Origin of the sequence: [Limnothrix rosea] IAM M-220, from assembly GCF_001904615.1 — a bacterium.
In the GTDB taxonomy this organism is placed as follows: Bacteria; Cyanobacteriota; Cyanobacteriia; order Cyanobacteriales; family MRBY01; genus MRBY01.
On sequence record NZ_MRBY01000001.1, the window covers coordinates 34,079 to 51,763 of the forward strand.

Consider the following 17,685-nt stretch of genomic DNA (forward strand, 5'->3'; position numbering starts at 1 on the left):
CGTCTAGTTAGATTTATGCCAACGAATAATCATACTTTACTCACATCTTATTTCCGTAGGTGCTGCCAATGTATGGTCGGCAGTTTAACCTTACTGGTTGCCATCATAGGCGTGCCTAGAACAGCAGAAGCAATTGAATCACAAGTATGCTATATCGTTGCTGATACTGGTGGTGGCAATGGAGGGGACGATTTACTTCTAAAAGTTGACTCCGAAGCAACACCTCCTCGGAATTTTGTTCAGGTTGGAACTGGCACAGGCACAAACAGTATCGAAGCCGCCGCTGCTCAACCCGGCACTAATCTGCTTTTTGCGGCTGATCAAGATGGAACAAATAATGGCCGCTTGGGTATTATTGACCTGACTACAGGGGTGTTCACAGCGAGGCCACAAGTCATGGGTTCAGGTGATGGCGCTAGAGACACTATTACATTTAGAGACCCAGATGGCCTCACTTTTGATCCCGCTAGCGGCACTTTATATGCCAGTATCCGTATCGGTGACTCATCTGCGCCTCCTGACGTTCTTATTCAACTTGATCCCGTCACAGGCGCTCATATCCCCGGTGCTTTTGGGACTGACATTAACGGCAACCCGATTGATTACATTGAAATTGAAGTTCAAGGTGGTCGAAATGACATTGATGGTATTGCCTTTGCCCCCAGTGTCGTTCTCGGTGGAGCCCAACCAAATACTCTTTATGGTGTTGCTAACCAAGGTGCCGGCGATCCTCAAATTTTAGTTGAGATTGATCCAACTACAGGTAATACAACAATTGTGGGTAATATTCCGCTCCCGGATGTTGAAGACCTTGCCTTTGATATTCCGGGACAACTCTATGCCTCTACTGGCCGCGATGGCAAACTATTTGATCTAAGCATTTCTGGTTCCACTATTTCAGCAGAGGAGGGTCTAACACCGGGAATTGGTCGGGACTACGAGAGTTCAGGATGTTATCTTGAGCCGCCTGTAGACTTGTCCTTATTAAAAGCTGCCGATAACCTTACTCCGAACCAAAATGAAGTTGTCGAGTTTACACTGACGCTTGCCAATGATCAAACTGATTTTGTTTACCATGATGCCAATGATGTTGAAGTTGAAGATGTTCTACCAACCGGTCTGACCTTTGTTGCCTTTACCAATATCCCCTCTGGCTCAACAGCAAGTGAGAATAATGGCACCATCACGTGGAGTGTTGATGAAGTTTTGTTAGGTCAGAGCCAAGAACTGCGATTTACTGCCAGAGCTACTGGTGTGGGCACAATAATCAACTCAGCTGAAGTTATAGACCTGCGGGAATTTGACCTTGACTCAACGCCCAATAATAATCGGCCTAGTGAAGACGATCAAGATTCTGTAACCTTAACGGTGACGACAGCTACAGGGACAAATCCAGAGGTCATTCTGGTGAAGCGAATTACCGCAATTAATGGAACGCCTACAGTGACTGTTGATCCAAACACCACCCCTGAACTTGAGGATAATGATGCTGAATGGCCTAGTAATTTCCTTGAGGGAGCTGTCTCTGCGCCTGTGATGCCTAGTGATATTGTCGATTACACGATTTATTTTCTGAATACTGGTGATGGAGCCGCTGAAAACTTGACGATTTGCGATATTTTGCAATCGGAGTTGACCTTTATTCCGGATGCATATAATGCTTTTAGTGCTGATGCTGATGCTGGTGTCGGAAGTGGGACGGACTTGGGTATTCGTCTTGATGATGGTGCTACAACGAAGTATTTATCGGCGCTCTCTCTGGATTCAGACCGAGGTCGCTTTATTGAGCCAGCAACTAATTTAGACCCAGAATGTGATCCAACTGACACTTCACCTATTGACTATTCTAATGCTGAAAATACTGTTGTGGTTGATGTGACTGGTAGTGACTCTGGTCAAAATCCCAATATTGCTCCAGGTACGGCTGGATTGGTTCGTTTCCGGGTAAGGGTGGATTAGATTGCTGCTTTAACAGATTATGAAAAAACGCGTAGTCTTTTTTTTCTAGGTATTCATGGTGGTTGGAATAAAAGATTTGCAAGAAAGACGAGTGTCTTGTGATGGTTTTTTCGTCATATTGGTCGCTAAGCTATGGAGATTTACTTGGTCTTTTCTGAAAACAAATCAAGCTGCTCAGGGCGATCGCCATTATTGCTACTGTTTTGATGGGACATGGGGTGTAGCCAAATCTCATTTTGTGTTGTGGGCATCCGGATATTGGCGGCTTCAAAGGCATATGTCAAACGACGACGGTATTCCCTTGCGACTTCCCATTGCTTTAAGGGCAGCGTTTTGAGCCATAGTTTGACGAGCATACCTCGCTCATTAAAGTTATCAACGCCTAAAAGTAGTGGATCTTCTAAAATTAAGGCTCCCCAAAATTCATCTTTTCGCATTGTCCAAGCTGTGTTGTTAATAACTTCTAGGGCTTGGTCGATGTCTGTTTGATAGGCTACAGGAATATGTAGGCTAGCCCGCGACCATTCATTGGTGAGGTTGGCGACAATCTTGACTTCACTATTGGGAATCGTAATTAATCGGCCTTCTTCGTCTCGAAGCTGGGTAATACGCAAATTTACGTTTTCAACGAAACCTGCTACATCGCCAACGCTGATGACATCACCGACGGCATATTGGTCTTCAAAAATAATACAGAAGCCGTTGATGATGTCTTTTAGTAAGTTTTGGGCTGCAAATGAAATGGCTAAACCGATGATGCCGGCACCGGCAAGAATTGGGGCAATGTTGATATTCAGCACCCAAAAAAATGTGAGTAGGGCGATCGCCAAAATGATGATGGTGATAATGCTGCGTGCTACTTGGGAGAAGGTATTGACGCGCAGTTGGAGACGTTGGTTGGATTCTTGGGTAATAAACGCAAAAGCATCGAGAGCACCAGCTGTGAAGAGTTGATTTCCCTGAGCAACGAGGGCGTAACTCAGGCGGATAGCAATGTATGCTGTGATACTGATGACGGCAAGAATAATCGGATATCGAAAGATGCCCAGTAGCCAGACTTGGGCAATACGAGTTTGGGGAAATAAACCAACAACGATAAATACAGCAATCATGATGCTTCCCCATCGCAATAGTTGGCAGAGGCGATATTGCACCTCTTGAAGGTTATAAAATTGCCTGAGTGTCAGCTGGGTTGAAATGAGGGTTGTGTCTTGGGTGCAGGTTTCTTCTCGTTCTTGGCGCTGTTTGAGTTTTTTATACCAATTTCTGCCGTATAAGTTTAGGGCGATCGCCACGGCGAGAATGATGCCCGCCACAATGCCCTGTCGCCTTAAAAATTCCGGCGATCGCTCATCCTGAATGCCCGCAAGACTCGCTTCAATTTGTTCAATGATATAGGTCGTACGACCCGGAATCGTTTCACTCTGTAACTCCGCATCCCAGCGGGTCACTGTCATCAACCGCAAAGACTCATCATCAATGGTGATCATGATGTTACTCAGGCTGTCGTCTACCTTACGCCAAACCTTGACATTGGGATCTGCTTCAACGCGGTAAAGTCGCTTCGCGCGATTTAGTTGTGCCTGAATATAGGTGAGGCGGGTCTCCATTTCAGAGCGTGGAGCCGCTACCTTAAACACACAGCGACCGTCGAGATATACACAACGCTCAACAATTAATTCATTGCCGTCATTGGGCAAAATACTTGCTAAGTCTGTTTCGGGGAACATAACATTAAAAACGCCAAGGCCAGCAAGGACTGGGCTTTGAGCACTGATCGTAATGAGTAGCCCTAGGCAAAATGCCAAACAAGCAAGGAGCGATCGCCGCAATGTCATATAAAAAAAATCGAGATGAAGATCAGCTCGACTCTAGCAAATATAAAAAGGAGTTGAAGTTATTTGTGACTCACTAACAGCGGCGATCGCCATCCCTTTGCTTTAGCCCTCCTGCACCGCAGCACTGCTCGTTTGCGCTAAATAAATCCCCGTCAGTACCACCGCAAAACCGAGCCATGTCGTTAGTCCGAGCGCTTCAGTGAAAATAACCCAAGCCAAGAGCGCACTAACAATGGGTTCAAGCAATAAAAATAGCGACACAAAGCTACAGGACAGCTTATCCAGACAAGCCGCAATGAGCCGTTGTCCAAAGCCCTCACAAACAATACCCAAACCGAGGGCGGCGAAAATTGCCACCTGGGTTGTTGGAAAAAATTGCCCCTCAGTAAAAAAGACAATGGGCACAAGCATGGCACTCCCAACACCACATCGCCACAGCAAAATAGTCGTCGCATCAAAATTTGTGCGGAGCTGCTCCACCATCAAAAAATAAGTTCCGAGAAACATGGCTGAGGCGATCGCCAACAAATCCCCAATCAACAAGCCATCACCGCCCTGCAAATCCTCAAATCCTAATCCCAACGCTCCCGTCAAGGCGATCGCCATCCCAATCAAAAAGCGTTTATCAAAACTTTTGCCAAATAATAACCAGCTACCCAAACTTGTAAAAATTGGCGTGAGATTATTCAGTAGCATACATTTGGCGACAGTCGTGTATTGCAGCGAAATTGCCCAGAGCACCAAAGAAATAATCGAAATAATGCCAACGCTTCCCAGTAACCACCATTGGGATTTGGCGATCGCCACTGGCTTTGATTCCTCTAGTTCATCCCCTTGTTGTGTCCCACGGGCGACGAATTTCCCTAACCCGAAAACCATAAAAAAAATAAACATCCGGTTAAAGACCGTGGCATTTGCCCCCAGCTCCGTTTCACTAAGACGAATGAAAATTGGTGCAAAGGAAATGGCCATTAATGCGAAAGTTAATGTGGCGATCGCCAACACATAGGAGCGATTAGACGATTGAGGTCGAGACAACTCAGAAGATTGCATGGAGTCTATAAATTCAAATAAATCAACGGGACAAAACCGTTCCACAATCTAATAACAGCCGAGTTGCCTAGGCTGTACCCAGTAATACAAACACCAACATTGCAAAATATTTCTAGAAAAATCAGTTCGTCGTCCCCCAAGAAAAACCCGGCAAGCAAAGGCGCAAAATAGAAGGTCGAAGACAAAGATTTTTGGTCAATACCCTTGAAGAATTGGGCATACAGAAGCTATTATTGTAAGCTGTGTCGATTTATAGAAATTTATATGCCTAAACTAAAAACACGTCGCGCTGCTGCGAAGCGATTCAAGGTGACGGGAAGCGGCAAAAAAATCACTCGTCGTAAAGCATTTAAGAACCACCTGCTTAACCACAAGAGCTCTGAGCAAAAGCGTCGTCGTCTTTCTGGTGCGGCACTTGTGCACGAGACTGATGAGAAGGCTGTACGCCTCATGATGCCTTACTCCTAAAGAATTTAGCGCGTCTTCTAAATCTCTAAAATCTTTATTTTCTATTCTCACTTTCTATATTTAGGTAAAATTTATGCCAAGAGTTAAGCGCGGTAATGTTGCCCGTAAACGCCGCAAAAAAATCCTTAAGTTAGCGAAAGGTTTTAGAGGTTCTCACTCTAAGCTCTTCCGCACTGCGAATCAGCAGGTCATGAAAGCCCTGCGTAATGCGTACCGCGATCGTCGTAAGAAGAAGCGTGATTTTCGTCGCCTGTGGATCGTTCGTGTCAATGCTGCTGCACGCATGAACGGCATTTCCTACAGCCAACTGACTCACAAACTGAAGCAGTCCAATATTGAGATCAACCGTAAGATGCTTGCAGAGCTTGCAGTTGTTGATCCCGCAGCTTTCACCAAGATTGTTGAAGTCGCCAAGAGCGCCTAAGCTGTGGCAAAATCACAATTAAAGATTTGATCGTATGAGAACCCTGAAATCATTTCAGGGTTTTTTGTTGGAGGTAGATGAGCTTGATTTCCCTGTATAAACGTTTCAGTAGTCTGGGTTTGGCGATCGCCTCCATTTTTGTTGCAAATCCATTGTTGGCAACGCCTCTCGAAGATATTCAGGAACGTGGCACCATCCAAATTGCCGTCAAAGAAAATGTTCGTCCTTTAGCCTTTCGCGATAGCGCAGGAAATTTACAGGGTTTAGAAATTGATATTGCTCGCCGCCTGGCAAAAGAACTGATGGGAAGTGATGCGCAGGTTGAGTTAATTCCCGTTAAAAACCAAGAACGTCTCGATTTACTTTTGCAAGGGGAAATTGATCTCGTTATTGCCCAGCTTGGTTTAAACGCATCTCGCCGAAGACTTGTTGATTTCAGTGACTATTACTATCTTGACGGTTTAGGATTTGTCACCAAGCAAGCAAATTTGACTGAAGCGCATCAAGTTACGACTCAACGGGTTGCGGTACTAAATTCTTCAGAGGCGATCGCCGCTGTGCGTGCCTATTTTCCTGCAACAACTCTAGTCGCCGTTAATTCCTACCAAGAAGCTTTGGCTAGTCTCGAAAATAACGACGCTGATCTCTTTGTCGGTGATCATTCTGTCCTAACGGGCTGGACGCAAGAATATCCTGAATATCGCCTGTTGCCCGCTTGGCTGGAGGGGAATGCACTGGCGATCGCCATCCCCAAAGGTGCTCAACACCAAAGCCTATACAACGAAATTCAAACCCTAATGGCTGAATGGCAAGCAAGTGGATGGTTACAGGATCGTATCAATCATTGGGGGCTTCCCTAAAGAACTGATAAACTAGCAAAACGGCTGCATTTGTGGCTGTCTTTTTATCTAAAAAATTATTTAAACACCTATTTTTTTCTGCTATGGATGCCGCTTCTTTACCGATTTTCTATCTATCAATTCTCGTCGGATTATTGGGAGTCCTCGGTATTTTATTGTTCCGCCAAGTCCTCAAAACACGCCGCGTAGAAACGACTTTTGGGAAACTCCAGAAAAAGCTACAAAATGAACCAGGTACAGCAAAAGAATATTACGAACTTGGTAGTCTTTATCTCGATAAAAAACTCCATGTTCAAGCTGCTCAACTCTTAAAAAAAGCCCTCAAAGTCGAAGATGAATTAGAGTCTGAAAATGCGGCATTAATTTATAACGCTCTCGGCTATGCGTACTTTGCCCAAGAGCAATATGATCTCGCTATTCGACAATACAAAGAAGCCTTAAAAGCAATTCCTGAATATCCGACTGCACTGAACAATCTCGCCAATGTTTACGAGAAAAAGCAGATGACAGCAAAGGCGCTGGAAACTTATGAGGAAGCACTTAAAGCAGATCCAGAAAATAAGGTGGCAAAAAAGCGGGCTGAATCTCTACGTAAACGGTTTGTTGCTTCTAAATAATAGTCTGAATTTAGCATTAGAAATTCAATAATTTTTTTTGGAGTCAATAGTTATTGGCTCTTTTTTATTGGCAACAACTAAAGACAGTTATTTCGTACTAAAGATTAGAAAATGCCCTGCTTCGGAGGGGTTAGGAGTGAGTTGTAAGTAGGTTACGTAACCTATCGAAACCCCTTCTGCCTTCGGCACTTTCTCCGAGGAAGGATGAATTATTCTGTGTTTATGAGGCAGCGGCGATCGCCTGACCTGCTAGCCAGCTTGTTGTCCAAGCGCTTTGAAAATTAAAACCGCCCGTAACCCCATCAATATCTAAAACTTCCCCGGCAAAATAAAGATTTGGGCAAATACGACTTTCCATCGTTTTAAAGTTAACTTCTTTTAGTTTTACGCCGCCGCAAGTGACAAATTCATCTTTAAAAATGCCTTTGCCTTGAATTTGATATTGCCCTTGGGTGACTTCTTGAATGATGATATTTAGCTGTTTTTTTGATAAATCTGCCCAGTTTTGATCTGGGGCGATCGCCGCGTATTTCACGAAGCTTTGCCATAATCTTTTCGGGATATCAATGGGCGAAAAAGTATGGATTTTTTTCTTGGGATTTTGAGCTTTAAATTTTTGTATTTGCTGGCGTAATGTTTCGGGATTTTCCGTGGGTGAAAAGTTTACTTTTAGAGGTATTTTATATTGATGCTCTGCTAAAATTCTTGCTCCCCAAGCCGATAGTTTAAGCACAGCGGGGCCACTTAATCCCCAGTGAGTAACAAGCAAAGCGCCACTTTGTTCGAGCTTCTTTTTCTTGTCTCGTTTAATAGTGGCGATCGCCTCCGGTACACTTACACCCGCTAAATCTTTGAGCCGTTCATCTTTAATCTGAAACGTAAATAAAGAAGGTTTTGGTTCAATAATTTTATGCCCCAAAGTTTTAGCAAATCGATGACCACTAGGGTGACTCCCCGTCGTAATCAGGAGGCGATCGCCGAGTAATTCTTCTTCATTTTTTGTGGTGATGACAAATTGATCGACATCATTTTTAACGATGCTTTTTACCGGTGAAGATGTGCGTAATTGAATACCTGCATTAATTGCCGCTTGCTGAAGACAGTTTACAATTGTCGCCGAATTATCCGTTGTCGGAAACATGCGCCCATCAGCTTCCGTTTTTAGCTTGATCCCTTCTATATTTAACCAAGCGATCATATCTTTAGGCTGAAATTTGCTAAAGGCTCCCCGCAGTTCGCGATGACCCCGTGGGTAAGCTTTTGTGAGTTCTACTGGGTCAAAACAATGGTGCGTCACATTACAACGACCACCCCCGGAGATGCGTACTTTTCCTAAGAATTCTTTGCCTGCTTCTAATAAAATAACTTGCAATTTTGGGTTACTACGAGCTGCGGCGATCGCCCCAAAAAAACCAGCAGCCCCACCACCAATCACAATCAATTTGGTCATCAATATTTCCTAATAATTTTTTGTCCAGTCAAGACCATAAAAGATACCAGAAAGTATCGTTAAAAGAAGCATAATATTAATAATACCGCCGGGAATTAAAGTAAATGGTGGAATACCAAAACCCCGCAGAAGCCACAATGATAAAAAACAGACAAAACAAGTAACAAATAAAGTTAAAAGACTAGAAGAATTAGAGCGATTCATAATAGTTTTTGACCGGAATATACATTTATCCTAGCACTGTCAATTTTCGTTTTGCGAATCCTTGCATTGAACCCTTCCAAAAGCCGATATGATAAACAATTGCAAAATCTCTAGATCAACACTTTTTTATGACCCAGCAATATAGTATTACCCTCCTTCCCGGCGATGGCATTGGCCCCGAAATTATTACAGTGGCAGTGGATGTACTCAACAGTATCGGCAAAAAATTTGATCTAGAGTTTAAGTTCACCGAAGCGCTCATGGGTGGTGCAGCCATTGATGCAACTGGTGATCCGCTACCCGCTGAAACCCTTGATATTTGTAAGAAAAGTGACGCTGTATTATTTGCGGCGATCGGTGGCTACAAGTGGGATAATCTCCCCCGCGAAAAGCGACCAGAAACTGGCTTATTAGGCTTGCGAGCTGGTCTTGGACTTTTTGCCAATCTCCGTCCTGCGACGATTTTGCCCCAACTCATTGATGCATCTTCCCTCAAACGCGAGGTGGTTGAAGGGGTAGACATTATGGTGGTGCGCGAACTGACTGGTGGCATTTACTTCGGAAAACCTAAAGGCATCGCTGAAACGGAAACTGGCGATCGCCGTGGTTTTAACACAATGGTTTATGACGAGTCTGAGGTAGATCGCATTGCGAAGGTTGCCTTTGAAATTGCCCAAAAGCGCAATAATCGCCTCTGTTCTGTCGATAAAGCCAATGTCCTTGATGTGTCGCAGTTGTGGCGCGATCGCGTCAATCTCATGGCAGAGAAATATAGCAATGTGGAACTATCCCACCTCTACGTAGATAATGCTGCCATGCAATTGATTCGAGCACCGAAACAATTTGACACCATTGTGACGGGTAATCTGTTCGGCGATATTTTGTCTGATGCTGCGGCAATGTTAACAGGCAGTATTGGTATGTTGCCTTCGGCGAGTTTGGGCGCGGTCGCACCGGGAGTTTACGAGCCTGTTCACGGTTCAGCGCCGGATATTGCCGGTGAAGATAAAGCGAATCCTTTGGCAATGGTGCTTAGTGCAGCGATGATGTTACGGTATTCCCTCGATCAACCTGAAGCCGCAAGCAAAATTGAAGCGGCTGTCCAAACAGTTCTGGATCAGGGTTTCCGCACTGGTGACATTATGTCGGAAGGAATGGAATTACTAGGTTGTAAAGCAATGGGTGAAAAGCTTTTAGCTGCTCTTGAGGCATAAATGACAATTTGGTAGGGTGCGTTAATGAAATGCAACGCACCTATTTTTTGTTTAATCTGTGCGTTACGCTTTGCTAACACACCCTACAGACTTGCTTACTCGCAAACAGAATCAAAGTGAAATAACAGGCGATCGCCCCTCAGTTTTCAGTACCAATTTAACGCTCAATTTGTAACGGAAAATCAGGAATGAGCAGAGATTTTGTTAGAGCGCCAGTCTGATCATAGAAACTTATTTTTCCGTTTTCATCACATATCCAAACTTCTTGGCATTTTGCTGAAAAATATAACTGCTTTTTGAACTCCATTTCGCCTAATGTGTTGCCAGATGACTTCACTTCCACGCAAATCTCTGGGGCAATAGAAGCAGAAACTTCATCTTCAATCTGAGTAAATCTTTCGTCAGAACACCACACAACATCTGCAACTCTCACGCCATCTTCTGTTTCAATGGCACATTCTGGCATTACTTCACCACCATCAGTTAGAGATTCGAGGAGCCGCTGAATTCTGCCTTGATAGAAAGAGTGCTTGATTTTGACGGGACTCATAATAATCTGTCCCCATTTATTTGATTCAATCTTGAAGGGCAAATCTTGAAGCTGTTTATTCTCACAAATCTCTTGCCACTGCATCGTTTCACGGCTCTGCTAAAGATGTCACGATTTTAGCAAATAGGCAAGGACTCAGAAAAAAGGCGATCGCCCCCATTCACAAAAAAACAGAGAGGCGATCGCCCCTTACTTCACCCAATAATCAAGCAAAAAATTACGGTTTTAGTTCATCGAGAATAGTGAAACGAATATGGTTTAGGGCCAGCTCACCAATTGATGTCTCTTCTTTGGGAATCACTTCACCATTGCGATAGAGCTTTTCAAACTTCACACCTTTCGCCATTTCCGCGTGATACCAAGCCAAACCCATAAAAAAGCGCGATGGGTAGGGGCCACCTTCTTGGAGATCGTCGGGATTTGATTCCATCGGCAACCAACCATAGCCGGGCAAATAAAATTCCATCCAAACGTGGTTATAGTCAGGCTGCAAAGGAATGTTGCGCTCATGGCCGTGGGCAGGACATTTATAGCGGCCAACGGTACGGCTGGCAATGCCGTTTAGGCGAGAGAGAGCCAGCAACACACCAAGATATTCGCCGCAAGACCCGACACCGCGCCGCAGGGCAATATCAGGGGTATCGATGTGGGGTTTAATGCCGTAGGACAAATGGTCGTAGACATAGTTGCGAATGGAATACATCTGCCGTAAAAAGTTCACTTCGCTGCCGATCGCCTCGGTAGCTGCCCGTTTGATAATGTCTGTATCCATTGCCAAATTGTCATTGTCCACAAGATATTTCGCGGCAAATTCTGGGGTTAGCTCTGGCAGATTTTCACAATCAAGGGGATTGAGTTGATATTTAATGCCCCACACCTGCAACTTGGCGCGCCACCCAAAAACATGGCGTTGCTTGGTGGTGAGGTGGTCAAATTTAAAGACGGCAATTCGTTGACCATCGTGATTTTCCTCAGTGAAGGGAATCCCAATCGGTTCTAGTTCAACGATTTGTTGGCGATCCGTTTCGGCGGGTAGAGCAATTTTCCACTCTAAATCTTTTAACTCAACGGGATCGAGGGGTGATAATTCCTCGACGTAGCTCATTTCGATTAGGAAGCCATTGGACAGGGCGAATTTTTTATCTTCGTAATAACGAAAATACAGGGGATGTAAAAAAGTAACGTCGCGATATTGCAGTTCGTAGTTGGGGTCGGCGTTGGGATTGTCGCGGATGTAGGGTTCTTGCTCAGCGTAGGCAACATAAAGGACTTCTTCGCCGGTGTCTGGATCGGTGTAAAAGGTTACGCCTGTGGGGGATGCAAAGGGCGTGAGTAGGCTAAGTTGTATTTCGCCGGTGGCGCGGTCAAGGCAATAGATGGTTTGTTCGAGGTTGTCGGAAACCCATAGTTCTTCGTTGCGAATGTAGAGATTTTCGATACCGATACCGGGGGCATAAAGATTCGTAATTTCTTTACCATTAACTGCGTTGTAGACAGAAATTTCGCCGCGTTTTTGGCAACTGATGTAAACACTGCTGCCAGATACGGCAACGCCGCTAGCATTGTCCCGTAGGCGTAAAAATAGTTCGGGATTCCACTGACCATCGCTCATGGAACATTTATAAACATGTTCACCGCTCGTAAACCATAGGATGTCGTCGGCGATCGCCAAGCCCGTTGCACCGACGAAGCCAGACCAAGTTTCGGTATTCAGAATTTCTGTAGCGTCAGTTTTCGGATTAATGCGCATCAAATACCCATTGATCGTCTCAATTGCCCAAAAGTATCCCTCGTGGAACGCCACGCCATGGAGCGCGTAGGTTGCAATGGGGCGAATGGTACGGTGGGTGGTAGGAGTCGCAGTATTCAATCTCTCTGGTTCCGGTCTAATAAATGTCTTGATCCACTAGGATTATCTCCTATGAAACTGCTTCTCTTAAACTTTTTTCCGTCGGCATTTCATAAGATTTGCCAACGAATTTTGATCAAAATCTGAGGTGTATAGGTCATGGGCTGCGAACAAAGCTTTGATCGACAAGGGGCGATCGCCTGGCTGGAAAATAATGTGTCAGAGCACCGTCTTAACCACATTCTCGGTGTTGAGGCGATGGCGGTAGAGCTGGCAATTATCCACGGCGTAAATCCCCAAAAAGCCAAGATTGCTGGGCTATTGCATGATCTCGCTAAATTTTTTCCGCCCCCAAAACTTCTGGCGATCGCCCAAGATGCCGCTCTTGAAGTAGACGAGATTTGTCAGCGAGTCCCCCACCTCATTCACGCTGATGTTAGCGCTGTCGTTGCCCAGCGGGAATTTGGCATTACTGATCCAGAAATTTTAGCGGCGATCGCCCTGCATACACTGGGTCAAGCAAATATGAGTGATCTTGACTGCATTATTTTCGTTGCTGATGCCCTCGAACCCGGTCGCGGTGATGATAAAAAGCTCAAGAAAATGCGCGAAATAAGTCAAAAAAATCTCTACAAAGCCGTGTGGCACGTTTGTGATTACACCCTAAAACACCTCATTAAAGGCGATCGCCTAATCCATCCCCGCGTTATCGACACCCGCAACTGGGCAATGCAAAAGACACGTTCAAAACCCAGTCATTGATAGTGTCCTCTGATATGTTGAGAGATCCCAATGAAGCTTTGCGGGATAGTCCTCAAAGAAAGAAAAATGTTTGTCATAATTGACTCAACTTGATTGAAACCATCAAAAATTATTGTCTGCATCTGCACCGTTCACGCTTTATGATTAATCAATCTTTCCGCCAGTGGGGCTTATATGCGAGCCTAATTATTGTTGGGGGAGCGATTGGTGTGGCAAGCCATGCCTACTGGATGCAAGGTCAGCTCAGCGAAGCGTTGCAGTCCTATGAAGAGTTTTATGGCAGTGAACCGATTACGGCAAATTCTCGCAGTGGCTCGGTAAATTTTATTGCCCAAGCGGTTCAGGAAGTCGGTTCGGCGGTGGTGCGTATCGATGCCACAAAGGATCTGTACAGCCAAGATATGTCGTCGCCACTATTTAAGCGTTTCTTTGATCAAGATATCCCTAGTTTTGAGCCAGATGTTGAGCAAGGCACAGGGTCAGGGTTTATTCTCAGTAGCGATGGACGACTGATTACCAATGCCCATGTGGTGGAAGGGAGCTCCATGGTTAAAGTCACCCTTAAAGATGGGCAGGTATTTGATGGCAAAGTCATCGGCATAGACGAATTAACCGATATCGCTGTTATCAAAATTGAAGCGAATAATTTACCAACGGCCAAGCTGGGTAGCGCCGAAGCGTTAATTCCCGGTGAATGGGCGATCGCCATTGGTAATCCATTAGGGTTTGATAATACAGTCACCATTGGCATTATTAGTGCTCTAGATCGACCCAGCGCCCAGGTGGGGATTCCCGATAAACGGGTGCGTTTTATCCAAACTGATGCAGCGATTAATCCCGGTAATTCCGGTGGCCCCCTCCTCAATGTGCGGGGCGAAGTGATTGGGTTAAATACAGCGATTCGCACCGATGCCCAAGGTTTGGGTTTTGCCATTCCCATCGAAACAGCCCAGCGCATTGCAGAGCAACTTTTCTTGAAAGGCAAAGCGGATCACCCTTACCTCGGCATTCGCATGTTGACCCTAAATGGCGAGGGCAAAGAGCGGGTTAAGGAGTATTTTTCTGATTCGATGGGTGATATTAGTGATGAGCAGGGCGTTCTAGTGGTCGGCGTTGTGGAAGATTCTCCGGCGGCGATCGCCGATCTGCGCGAGGGAGACATCATCCAAAAAGTTGGCGATCGTAAGGTATATACGGCCATTGAAGTGCAAGAGGCTGTGGAAAATAGTGTCATTGGTCAGGTGTTACTCGTAGAAGTAAAGCGGCAAGACAAAATGGTCATGCTTAAAGTGCGTCCCACTAATTTCCCCTTGACCTACTAAACTCGAAAAAACGCGCAATTTTTCTCTGGCGATGGCGACAACTTTTACCGCTTTGATGATTGGCAATTCGCGCTATCACTGGGCAACGATTATTAACGGCAAAATCAAACAGGTTTGGCATTGTGATCATAATGAACCGTTACCCAAACTCGAAAATGCCTTGGTTTTTGCTTCTGTTGTGCCGAGCCAGAGCGATCGCCTCAAACAGTCTTTTCCAAATGCCCATGAAATAACTCTTGCCGATATTCCTCTCAAAAATCTTTATTCTACCCTCGGTATTGATCGCGCTTTAGCAATGTATGGTGCAGGCGAAGCCTATGGTTATCCTTGCCTCGTGATCGACGGCGGCACAGCCTTAACTTTTTCTGGTGTGGACGGCGATCGCCGTTTTGTCGGGGGGGCGATTTTACCGGGACTAAAGTTACAGTTTCAAATGTTGTCCCAAGGCACTGCGGCATTACCCAAAATTGACTTACCAGAGCAATTACCGACTCGCTGGGCACAGGATACACAAGGGGCGATCGCCAGCGGTATTTTGCATACGGTCACAGCCGGACTAAAAAGCTTTATCGATGATTGGTTAATCAAATACCCAGCAAGTTCGATTGTAATAACAGGTGGCAACGGTAAATTCCTTCTCCACCTTATTTCGTATTGTGAAAATTCCTATTACAACGAAAACTTGTTAAACCAAGCATTTCAAAAGCTTTTTATCGGTTCCTAAAAACAAAAAATCTCCTCTAAATTTAGAGAAGACTTTCTTTGAGGTATTTATGGGTGGTATGCGGATGGCGAGACTCGAACTCGCACAGCGTGAGCCACACGCCCCTCAAGCGTGCGTGTCTACCAATTCCACCACATCCGCTTGTTTTTGACCTTAGCAATCGTAGCATAGGTCGATTCTCTTTGCCAAGATTCATCGCTGCAAAATTTTTGAGGAATAAATTGAAATAGTTGGCGATCGCCGATTAGAAGTGGGCTCTAAAAACCTAATCCTATTGATACTGTGGAGTTTGGGAGACTTCACTCGCCCTTGATTTAACCGCTAAATCTCGTTTTGACCAATTCTCTTGGACAGGCTCTAATTGATTGGCAATTTGGATTTGGTCTTGCAATTGCTCAGTGGAGGAAACAAGTTGGCTGAGGCCGTTGACGAGATCAATTAAGTTTTTTCGGAAGGTTGGATCCCCCGTTAGTTCGTCGAGATCTGAGGTGATTTTCTGGGTGTTTTCGAAGGTGACCCGTGCTGCATCTAGGGTTTTTTGGAGGATCGTGATATTCGCCGGGTCATTGAGGGTGACAGAGATATCTTTGAGGTTGCTAGAGGCGATCGCCGCGTTATTGGTGAGGGTTGCAAGGTCTTGCATGAGCTGCCTTGTATCGGTCATGGCCAAGCCATCATTTAACGTCCCTAGGGCTGTATCCAGAGAGGCGATCGCATTTTGCATCTGGTCACTAGTGCGGGTAATACTATCAAGCGTACCCACAAGGGTTTGACGATTTTCGACAACAAGGGAATTAAGATTTGTGGTGAGCTCATTAATGCCACCCATCGTTTGTTTGAGCTGGCTAGAGCTATCAATGGCTGCATTGGTAATAGACTGGGCATTTTCTGAGAAATTCCCCACTTCTCCCCGTACATCTCGAGATAAGAGGGTGAGCTCTGCCGTTAATTCTGCTAATTGTTCAGCGGCACTGGTCGAACTTTCTGCAAAACTCGCAATGAGGGCGACAAATTCTTCGTCACTGTAGGCGCGGCTAAATTGTTGCGTTAACCGCAGCGTCTCCTCAAAGCTCACCCCGATAACGCCTTCGATGTTGTCCTCATGGCAGATGATCTCACCCAGTTCTGCACAATCGCTTGCTAAAGGACTTTGGGCGATCGCCGCCTCACTGAGCACAGCACCGGGCACAATTTCGATATCTGGCTCTCCCACCAAACCCGCTTGGTTGGTTTCAATGAGCGAATCTTTCGGCATCACCAAGTCAGCAGAAGCGACTTCAATCTGCACATTGACACCATTACTATTCGGCTCCACCGATGCGACGCGACCAATTTCGAGACCACGGTAACGGACAATTGCCCCCTCCCTTAACCCATTGGCATCCGCAAAATTGACATTAATCAGGTAGGTTTTTCGACTAAAAGTTGCACCAGTTAGCCAGATCAGCACTGCACCAAGGAGCGACAAGCCACCGAAAATAAATAAACCGAGGGAACCTTCTTTAATCGTGCGAGAGCGCATTAGTAAATGGGAGAGTTAAATAAAAAACTTAAGAGCTATTGTATTGGGGATCTTCCCGATTTAACCGATAACTTTAATGGGGCCTTCGACTGCCGCACTAAAAAATTGTCGTACCAAGGGATTGTCCGTGCTATCAATTTCCTCAACGGAGCCAGCCCATTGGATTTTACCGCCGTAGAGAAAAATGACGCGGTCAGCTGTGCGGCGAATGGTGCTGTCCTGGTGACTGACCATCACATAGGTGCCGCAAACCCCCTGCATATATTGCAGCTGGCGCACCATATTTTCAATAACCGTTGAGGCGATGGGATCAAGACCTGCCGTTGGCTCGTCGTACAAAATGACATCGGGATTGTCTTTGGGATTATCCGGGTTTGCCATAATTGCCCGCGCAAAACTCACCCGTTTACGCATACCACCAGACAGTTGGGCTGGATAGCGATCGCCGACACCGGAAAGACCGACCATATCAAGCCTTTCTTCCACCAGTTCCCGAATGTGACGGCGGGACAGCTTGGAATGCTGATACAGTAAAAAACCAACATTTTCTGCAACGGTGAGGGAATCAAACAGAGCCGCCTGCTGGAAAACCATACTGATGCCGATGGGGTCATTGCCATCTTCGATGAGGCCAATGCGCCGTTCTCCTTTGACATAGACCTCCCCCGCATCGGGTTCTAGTAACCCGGCAATAATGCGCAAAATGGTGGATTTACCAGTACCGGAGGGGCCAATAATGACGAGGGCTTCCCCTTGGTAAATTGTCAGATCAATGTTGTCGACAATGACGGCAGAACCAAAGGATTTTGAAATGCCCCGTAGTTCGATGAGGGGTTCTGCTTGGGTCATAACCATAAAGAAACTGATAC

At 45.6% G+C, this 17,685-nt stretch carries 16 protein-coding genes and 1 tRNA gene; 9 read left to right on the forward strand and 8 right to left on the reverse strand.

The features are described 5' to 3' along the window. Positions 1-72 precede the first annotated feature (72 nt). Positions 73-1,959 carry a DUF11 domain-containing protein gene (locus NIES208_RS00645; protein WP_075888683.1) on the forward strand — a complete coding sequence of 629 codons (1,887 nt, stop codon included), beginning with the start codon at positions 73-75 and terminating at the stop codon, positions 1,957-1,959. 140 nt (positions 1,960-2,099) lie between these two features. On the opposite strand, the gene NIES208_RS00650 is transcribed toward NIES208_RS00645, so the two are convergent. Continuing rightward, entirely contained in the window at positions 2,100-3,797 is a 1,698-nt protein-coding gene (locus NIES208_RS00650; protein ID WP_075888685.1) for a mechanosensitive ion channel family protein, read from the reverse strand. Between the two features lie 102 nt (positions 3,798-3,899). Next, entirely contained in the window at positions 3,900-4,850 is a 951-nt protein-coding gene (locus tag NIES208_RS00655) for a DMT family transporter (RefSeq protein ID WP_075888919.1), read from the reverse strand. 264 nt (positions 4,851-5,114) lie between these two features. Between NIES208_RS00655 and rpmI the strand changes: the two genes are divergently transcribed. From rpmI to NIES208_RS00675, 4 genes are all read left to right on the forward strand, one after another. Next, the gene (gene rpmI / locus NIES208_RS00660) at positions 5,115-5,318 is read left to right on the forward strand and encodes a 50S ribosomal protein L35 (protein ID WP_015132991.1); all 204 of its coding nucleotides are present in this window, start codon (positions 5,115-5,117) and stop codon (positions 5,316-5,318) included. 73 nt (positions 5,319-5,391) lie between these two features. After that, positions 5,392-5,742 carry a 50S ribosomal protein L20 gene (rplT, locus tag NIES208_RS00665; RefSeq protein ID WP_075888687.1) on the forward strand — a complete coding sequence of 117 codons (351 nt, stop codon included), beginning with the start codon at positions 5,392-5,394 and terminating at the stop codon, positions 5,740-5,742. Positions 5,743-5,819: 77 nt separating this feature from the next. Then, positions 5,820-6,602, forward strand: a complete 783-nt coding sequence (locus NIES208_RS00670) for a transporter substrate-binding domain-containing protein (protein ID WP_075888689.1) — start codon at positions 5,820-5,822, stop codon at positions 6,600-6,602. A gap of 83 nt (positions 6,603-6,685) precedes the next feature. Further along, a complete protein-coding gene (locus tag NIES208_RS00675; protein WP_075888921.1) occupies positions 6,686-7,219 on the forward strand; it encodes a tetratricopeptide repeat protein in 534 nt (177 codons plus the stop codon). 220 nt (positions 7,220-7,439) lie between these two features. Here NIES208_RS00675 and NIES208_RS00680 read toward each other — a convergent pair whose 3' ends face one another. Beyond that, positions 7,440-8,669, reverse strand: a complete 1,230-nt coding sequence (locus NIES208_RS00680; RefSeq protein WP_075888691.1) for a BaiN/RdsA family NAD(P)/FAD-dependent oxidoreductase — start codon at positions 8,667-8,669, stop codon at positions 7,440-7,442. 332 nt (positions 8,670-9,001) lie between these two features. Here NIES208_RS00680 and leuB point away from each other — a divergent pair, with 332 nt between their 5' ends. Further along, positions 9,002-10,087 (forward strand): 3-isopropylmalate dehydrogenase, encoded by a 1,086-nt coding sequence (gene leuB / locus NIES208_RS00690; RefSeq protein ID WP_075888695.1) that lies wholly within the window; start codon positions 9,002-9,004, stop codon positions 10,085-10,087. 157 nt (positions 10,088-10,244) lie between these two features. Here leuB and NIES208_RS00695 read toward each other — a convergent pair whose 3' ends face one another. Together NIES208_RS00695 and NIES208_RS00700 are read right to left on the reverse strand one after the other, a co-directional pair. Further along, positions 10,245-10,721: a Uma2 family endonuclease gene (locus tag NIES208_RS00695; RefSeq protein WP_075888697.1), complete on the reverse strand. Its 477-nt coding sequence runs from the start codon at positions 10,719-10,721 to the stop codon at positions 10,245-10,247. A 133-nt stretch (positions 10,722-10,854) separates the two neighbouring features. Next, on the reverse strand, positions 10,855-12,507 hold the full coding sequence (locus NIES208_RS00700; protein WP_225875216.1) for a transglutaminase domain-containing protein: 1,653 nt from the start codon (positions 12,505-12,507) through the stop codon (positions 10,855-10,857). A gap of 138 nt (positions 12,508-12,645) precedes the next feature. Here NIES208_RS00700 and yqeK point away from each other — a divergent pair, with 138 nt between their 5' ends. The 3 genes from yqeK to NIES208_RS00715 all read left to right on the forward strand — a co-directional run bounded on the left by yqeK (position 12,646) and on the right by NIES208_RS00715 (position 15,294). Then, positions 12,646-13,248, forward strand: a complete 603-nt coding sequence (gene yqeK, locus NIES208_RS00705) for a bis(5'-nucleosyl)-tetraphosphatase (symmetrical) YqeK (RefSeq protein WP_075888701.1) — start codon at positions 12,646-12,648, stop codon at positions 13,246-13,248. Between the two features lie 140 nt (positions 13,249-13,388). Continuing rightward, complete coding sequence (locus tag NIES208_RS00710) at positions 13,389-14,570, forward strand: HhoA/HhoB/HtrA family serine endopeptidase (RefSeq protein WP_075888703.1); 1,182 nt, start codon at positions 13,389-13,391, stop codon at positions 14,568-14,570. A gap of 31 nt (positions 14,571-14,601) precedes the next feature. Further along, positions 14,602-15,294 carry a pantothenate kinase gene (locus NIES208_RS00715; RefSeq protein WP_075888705.1) on the forward strand — a complete coding sequence of 231 codons (693 nt, stop codon included), beginning with the start codon at positions 14,602-14,604 and terminating at the stop codon, positions 15,292-15,294. Between the two features lie 59 nt (positions 15,295-15,353). Here the strand turns inward: NIES208_RS00715 and NIES208_RS00720 are convergent. From NIES208_RS00720 to NIES208_RS00730, 3 genes are all read right to left on the reverse strand, one after another. Further along, positions 15,354-15,435, reverse strand: a tRNA-Leu gene (locus tag NIES208_RS00720). A gap of 130 nt (positions 15,436-15,565) precedes the next feature. Beyond that, the gene (locus tag NIES208_RS00725) at positions 15,566-16,816 is read right to left on the reverse strand and encodes an MlaD family protein (RefSeq protein ID WP_084176478.1); all 1,251 of its coding nucleotides are present in this window, start codon (positions 16,814-16,816) and stop codon (positions 15,566-15,568) included. Positions 16,817-16,876: 60 nt separating this feature from the next. Further along, positions 16,877-17,665, reverse strand: coding sequence for an ABC transporter ATP-binding protein (locus NIES208_RS00730; RefSeq protein WP_075888923.1), 789 nt, complete (start codon positions 17,663-17,665; stop codon positions 16,877-16,879). Positions 17,666-17,685 lie beyond the last annotated feature (20 nt).

Coding starts and splice junctions, on each gene's coding strand:
- NIES208_RS00645 (WP_075888683.1), top strand. CDS start 73: ATGGTCGGCAGTTTAACCTTACTGGTTGCCATCATAGGCGTGCCTAGA.
- NIES208_RS00650 (WP_075888685.1), bottom strand. CDS start 3,797: ATGACATTGCGGCGATCGCTCCTTGCTTGTTTGGCATTTTGCCTAGGG.
- NIES208_RS00655 (WP_075888919.1), bottom strand. CDS start 4,850: ATGCAATCTTCTGAGTTGTCTCGACCTCAATCGTCTAATCGCTCCTAT.
- rpmI (WP_015132991.1), top strand. CDS start 5,115: ATGCCTAAACTAAAAACACGTCGCGCTGCTGCGAAGCGATTCAAGGTG.
- rplT (WP_075888687.1), top strand. CDS start 5,392: ATGCCAAGAGTTAAGCGCGGTAATGTTGCCCGTAAACGCCGCAAAAAA.
- NIES208_RS00670 (WP_075888689.1), top strand. CDS start 5,820: ATGAGCTTGATTTCCCTGTATAAACGTTTCAGTAGTCTGGGTTTGGCG.
- NIES208_RS00675 (WP_075888921.1), top strand. CDS start 6,686: ATGGATGCCGCTTCTTTACCGATTTTCTATCTATCAATTCTCGTCGGA.
- NIES208_RS00680 (WP_075888691.1), bottom strand. CDS start 8,669: ATGACCAAATTGATTGTGATTGGTGGTGGGGCTGCTGGTTTTTTTGGG.
- leuB (WP_075888695.1), top strand. CDS start 9,002: ATGACCCAGCAATATAGTATTACCCTCCTTCCCGGCGATGGCATTGGC.
- NIES208_RS00695 (WP_075888697.1), bottom strand. CDS start 10,721: ATGCAGTGGCAAGAGATTTGTGAGAATAAACAGCTTCAAGATTTGCCC.
- yqeK (WP_075888701.1), top strand. CDS start 12,646: ATGGGCTGCGAACAAAGCTTTGATCGACAAGGGGCGATCGCCTGGCTG.
- NIES208_RS00710 (WP_075888703.1), top strand. CDS start 13,389: ATGATTAATCAATCTTTCCGCCAGTGGGGCTTATATGCGAGCCTAATT.
- NIES208_RS00715 (WP_075888705.1), top strand. CDS start 14,602: ATGGCGACAACTTTTACCGCTTTGATGATTGGCAATTCGCGCTATCAC.
- NIES208_RS00725 (WP_084176478.1), bottom strand. CDS start 16,816: ATGCGCTCTCGCACGATTAAAGAAGGTTCCCTCGGTTTATTTATTTTC.
- NIES208_RS00730 (WP_075888923.1), bottom strand. CDS start 17,665: ATGACCCAAGCAGAACCCCTCATCGAACTACGGGGCATTTCAAAATCC.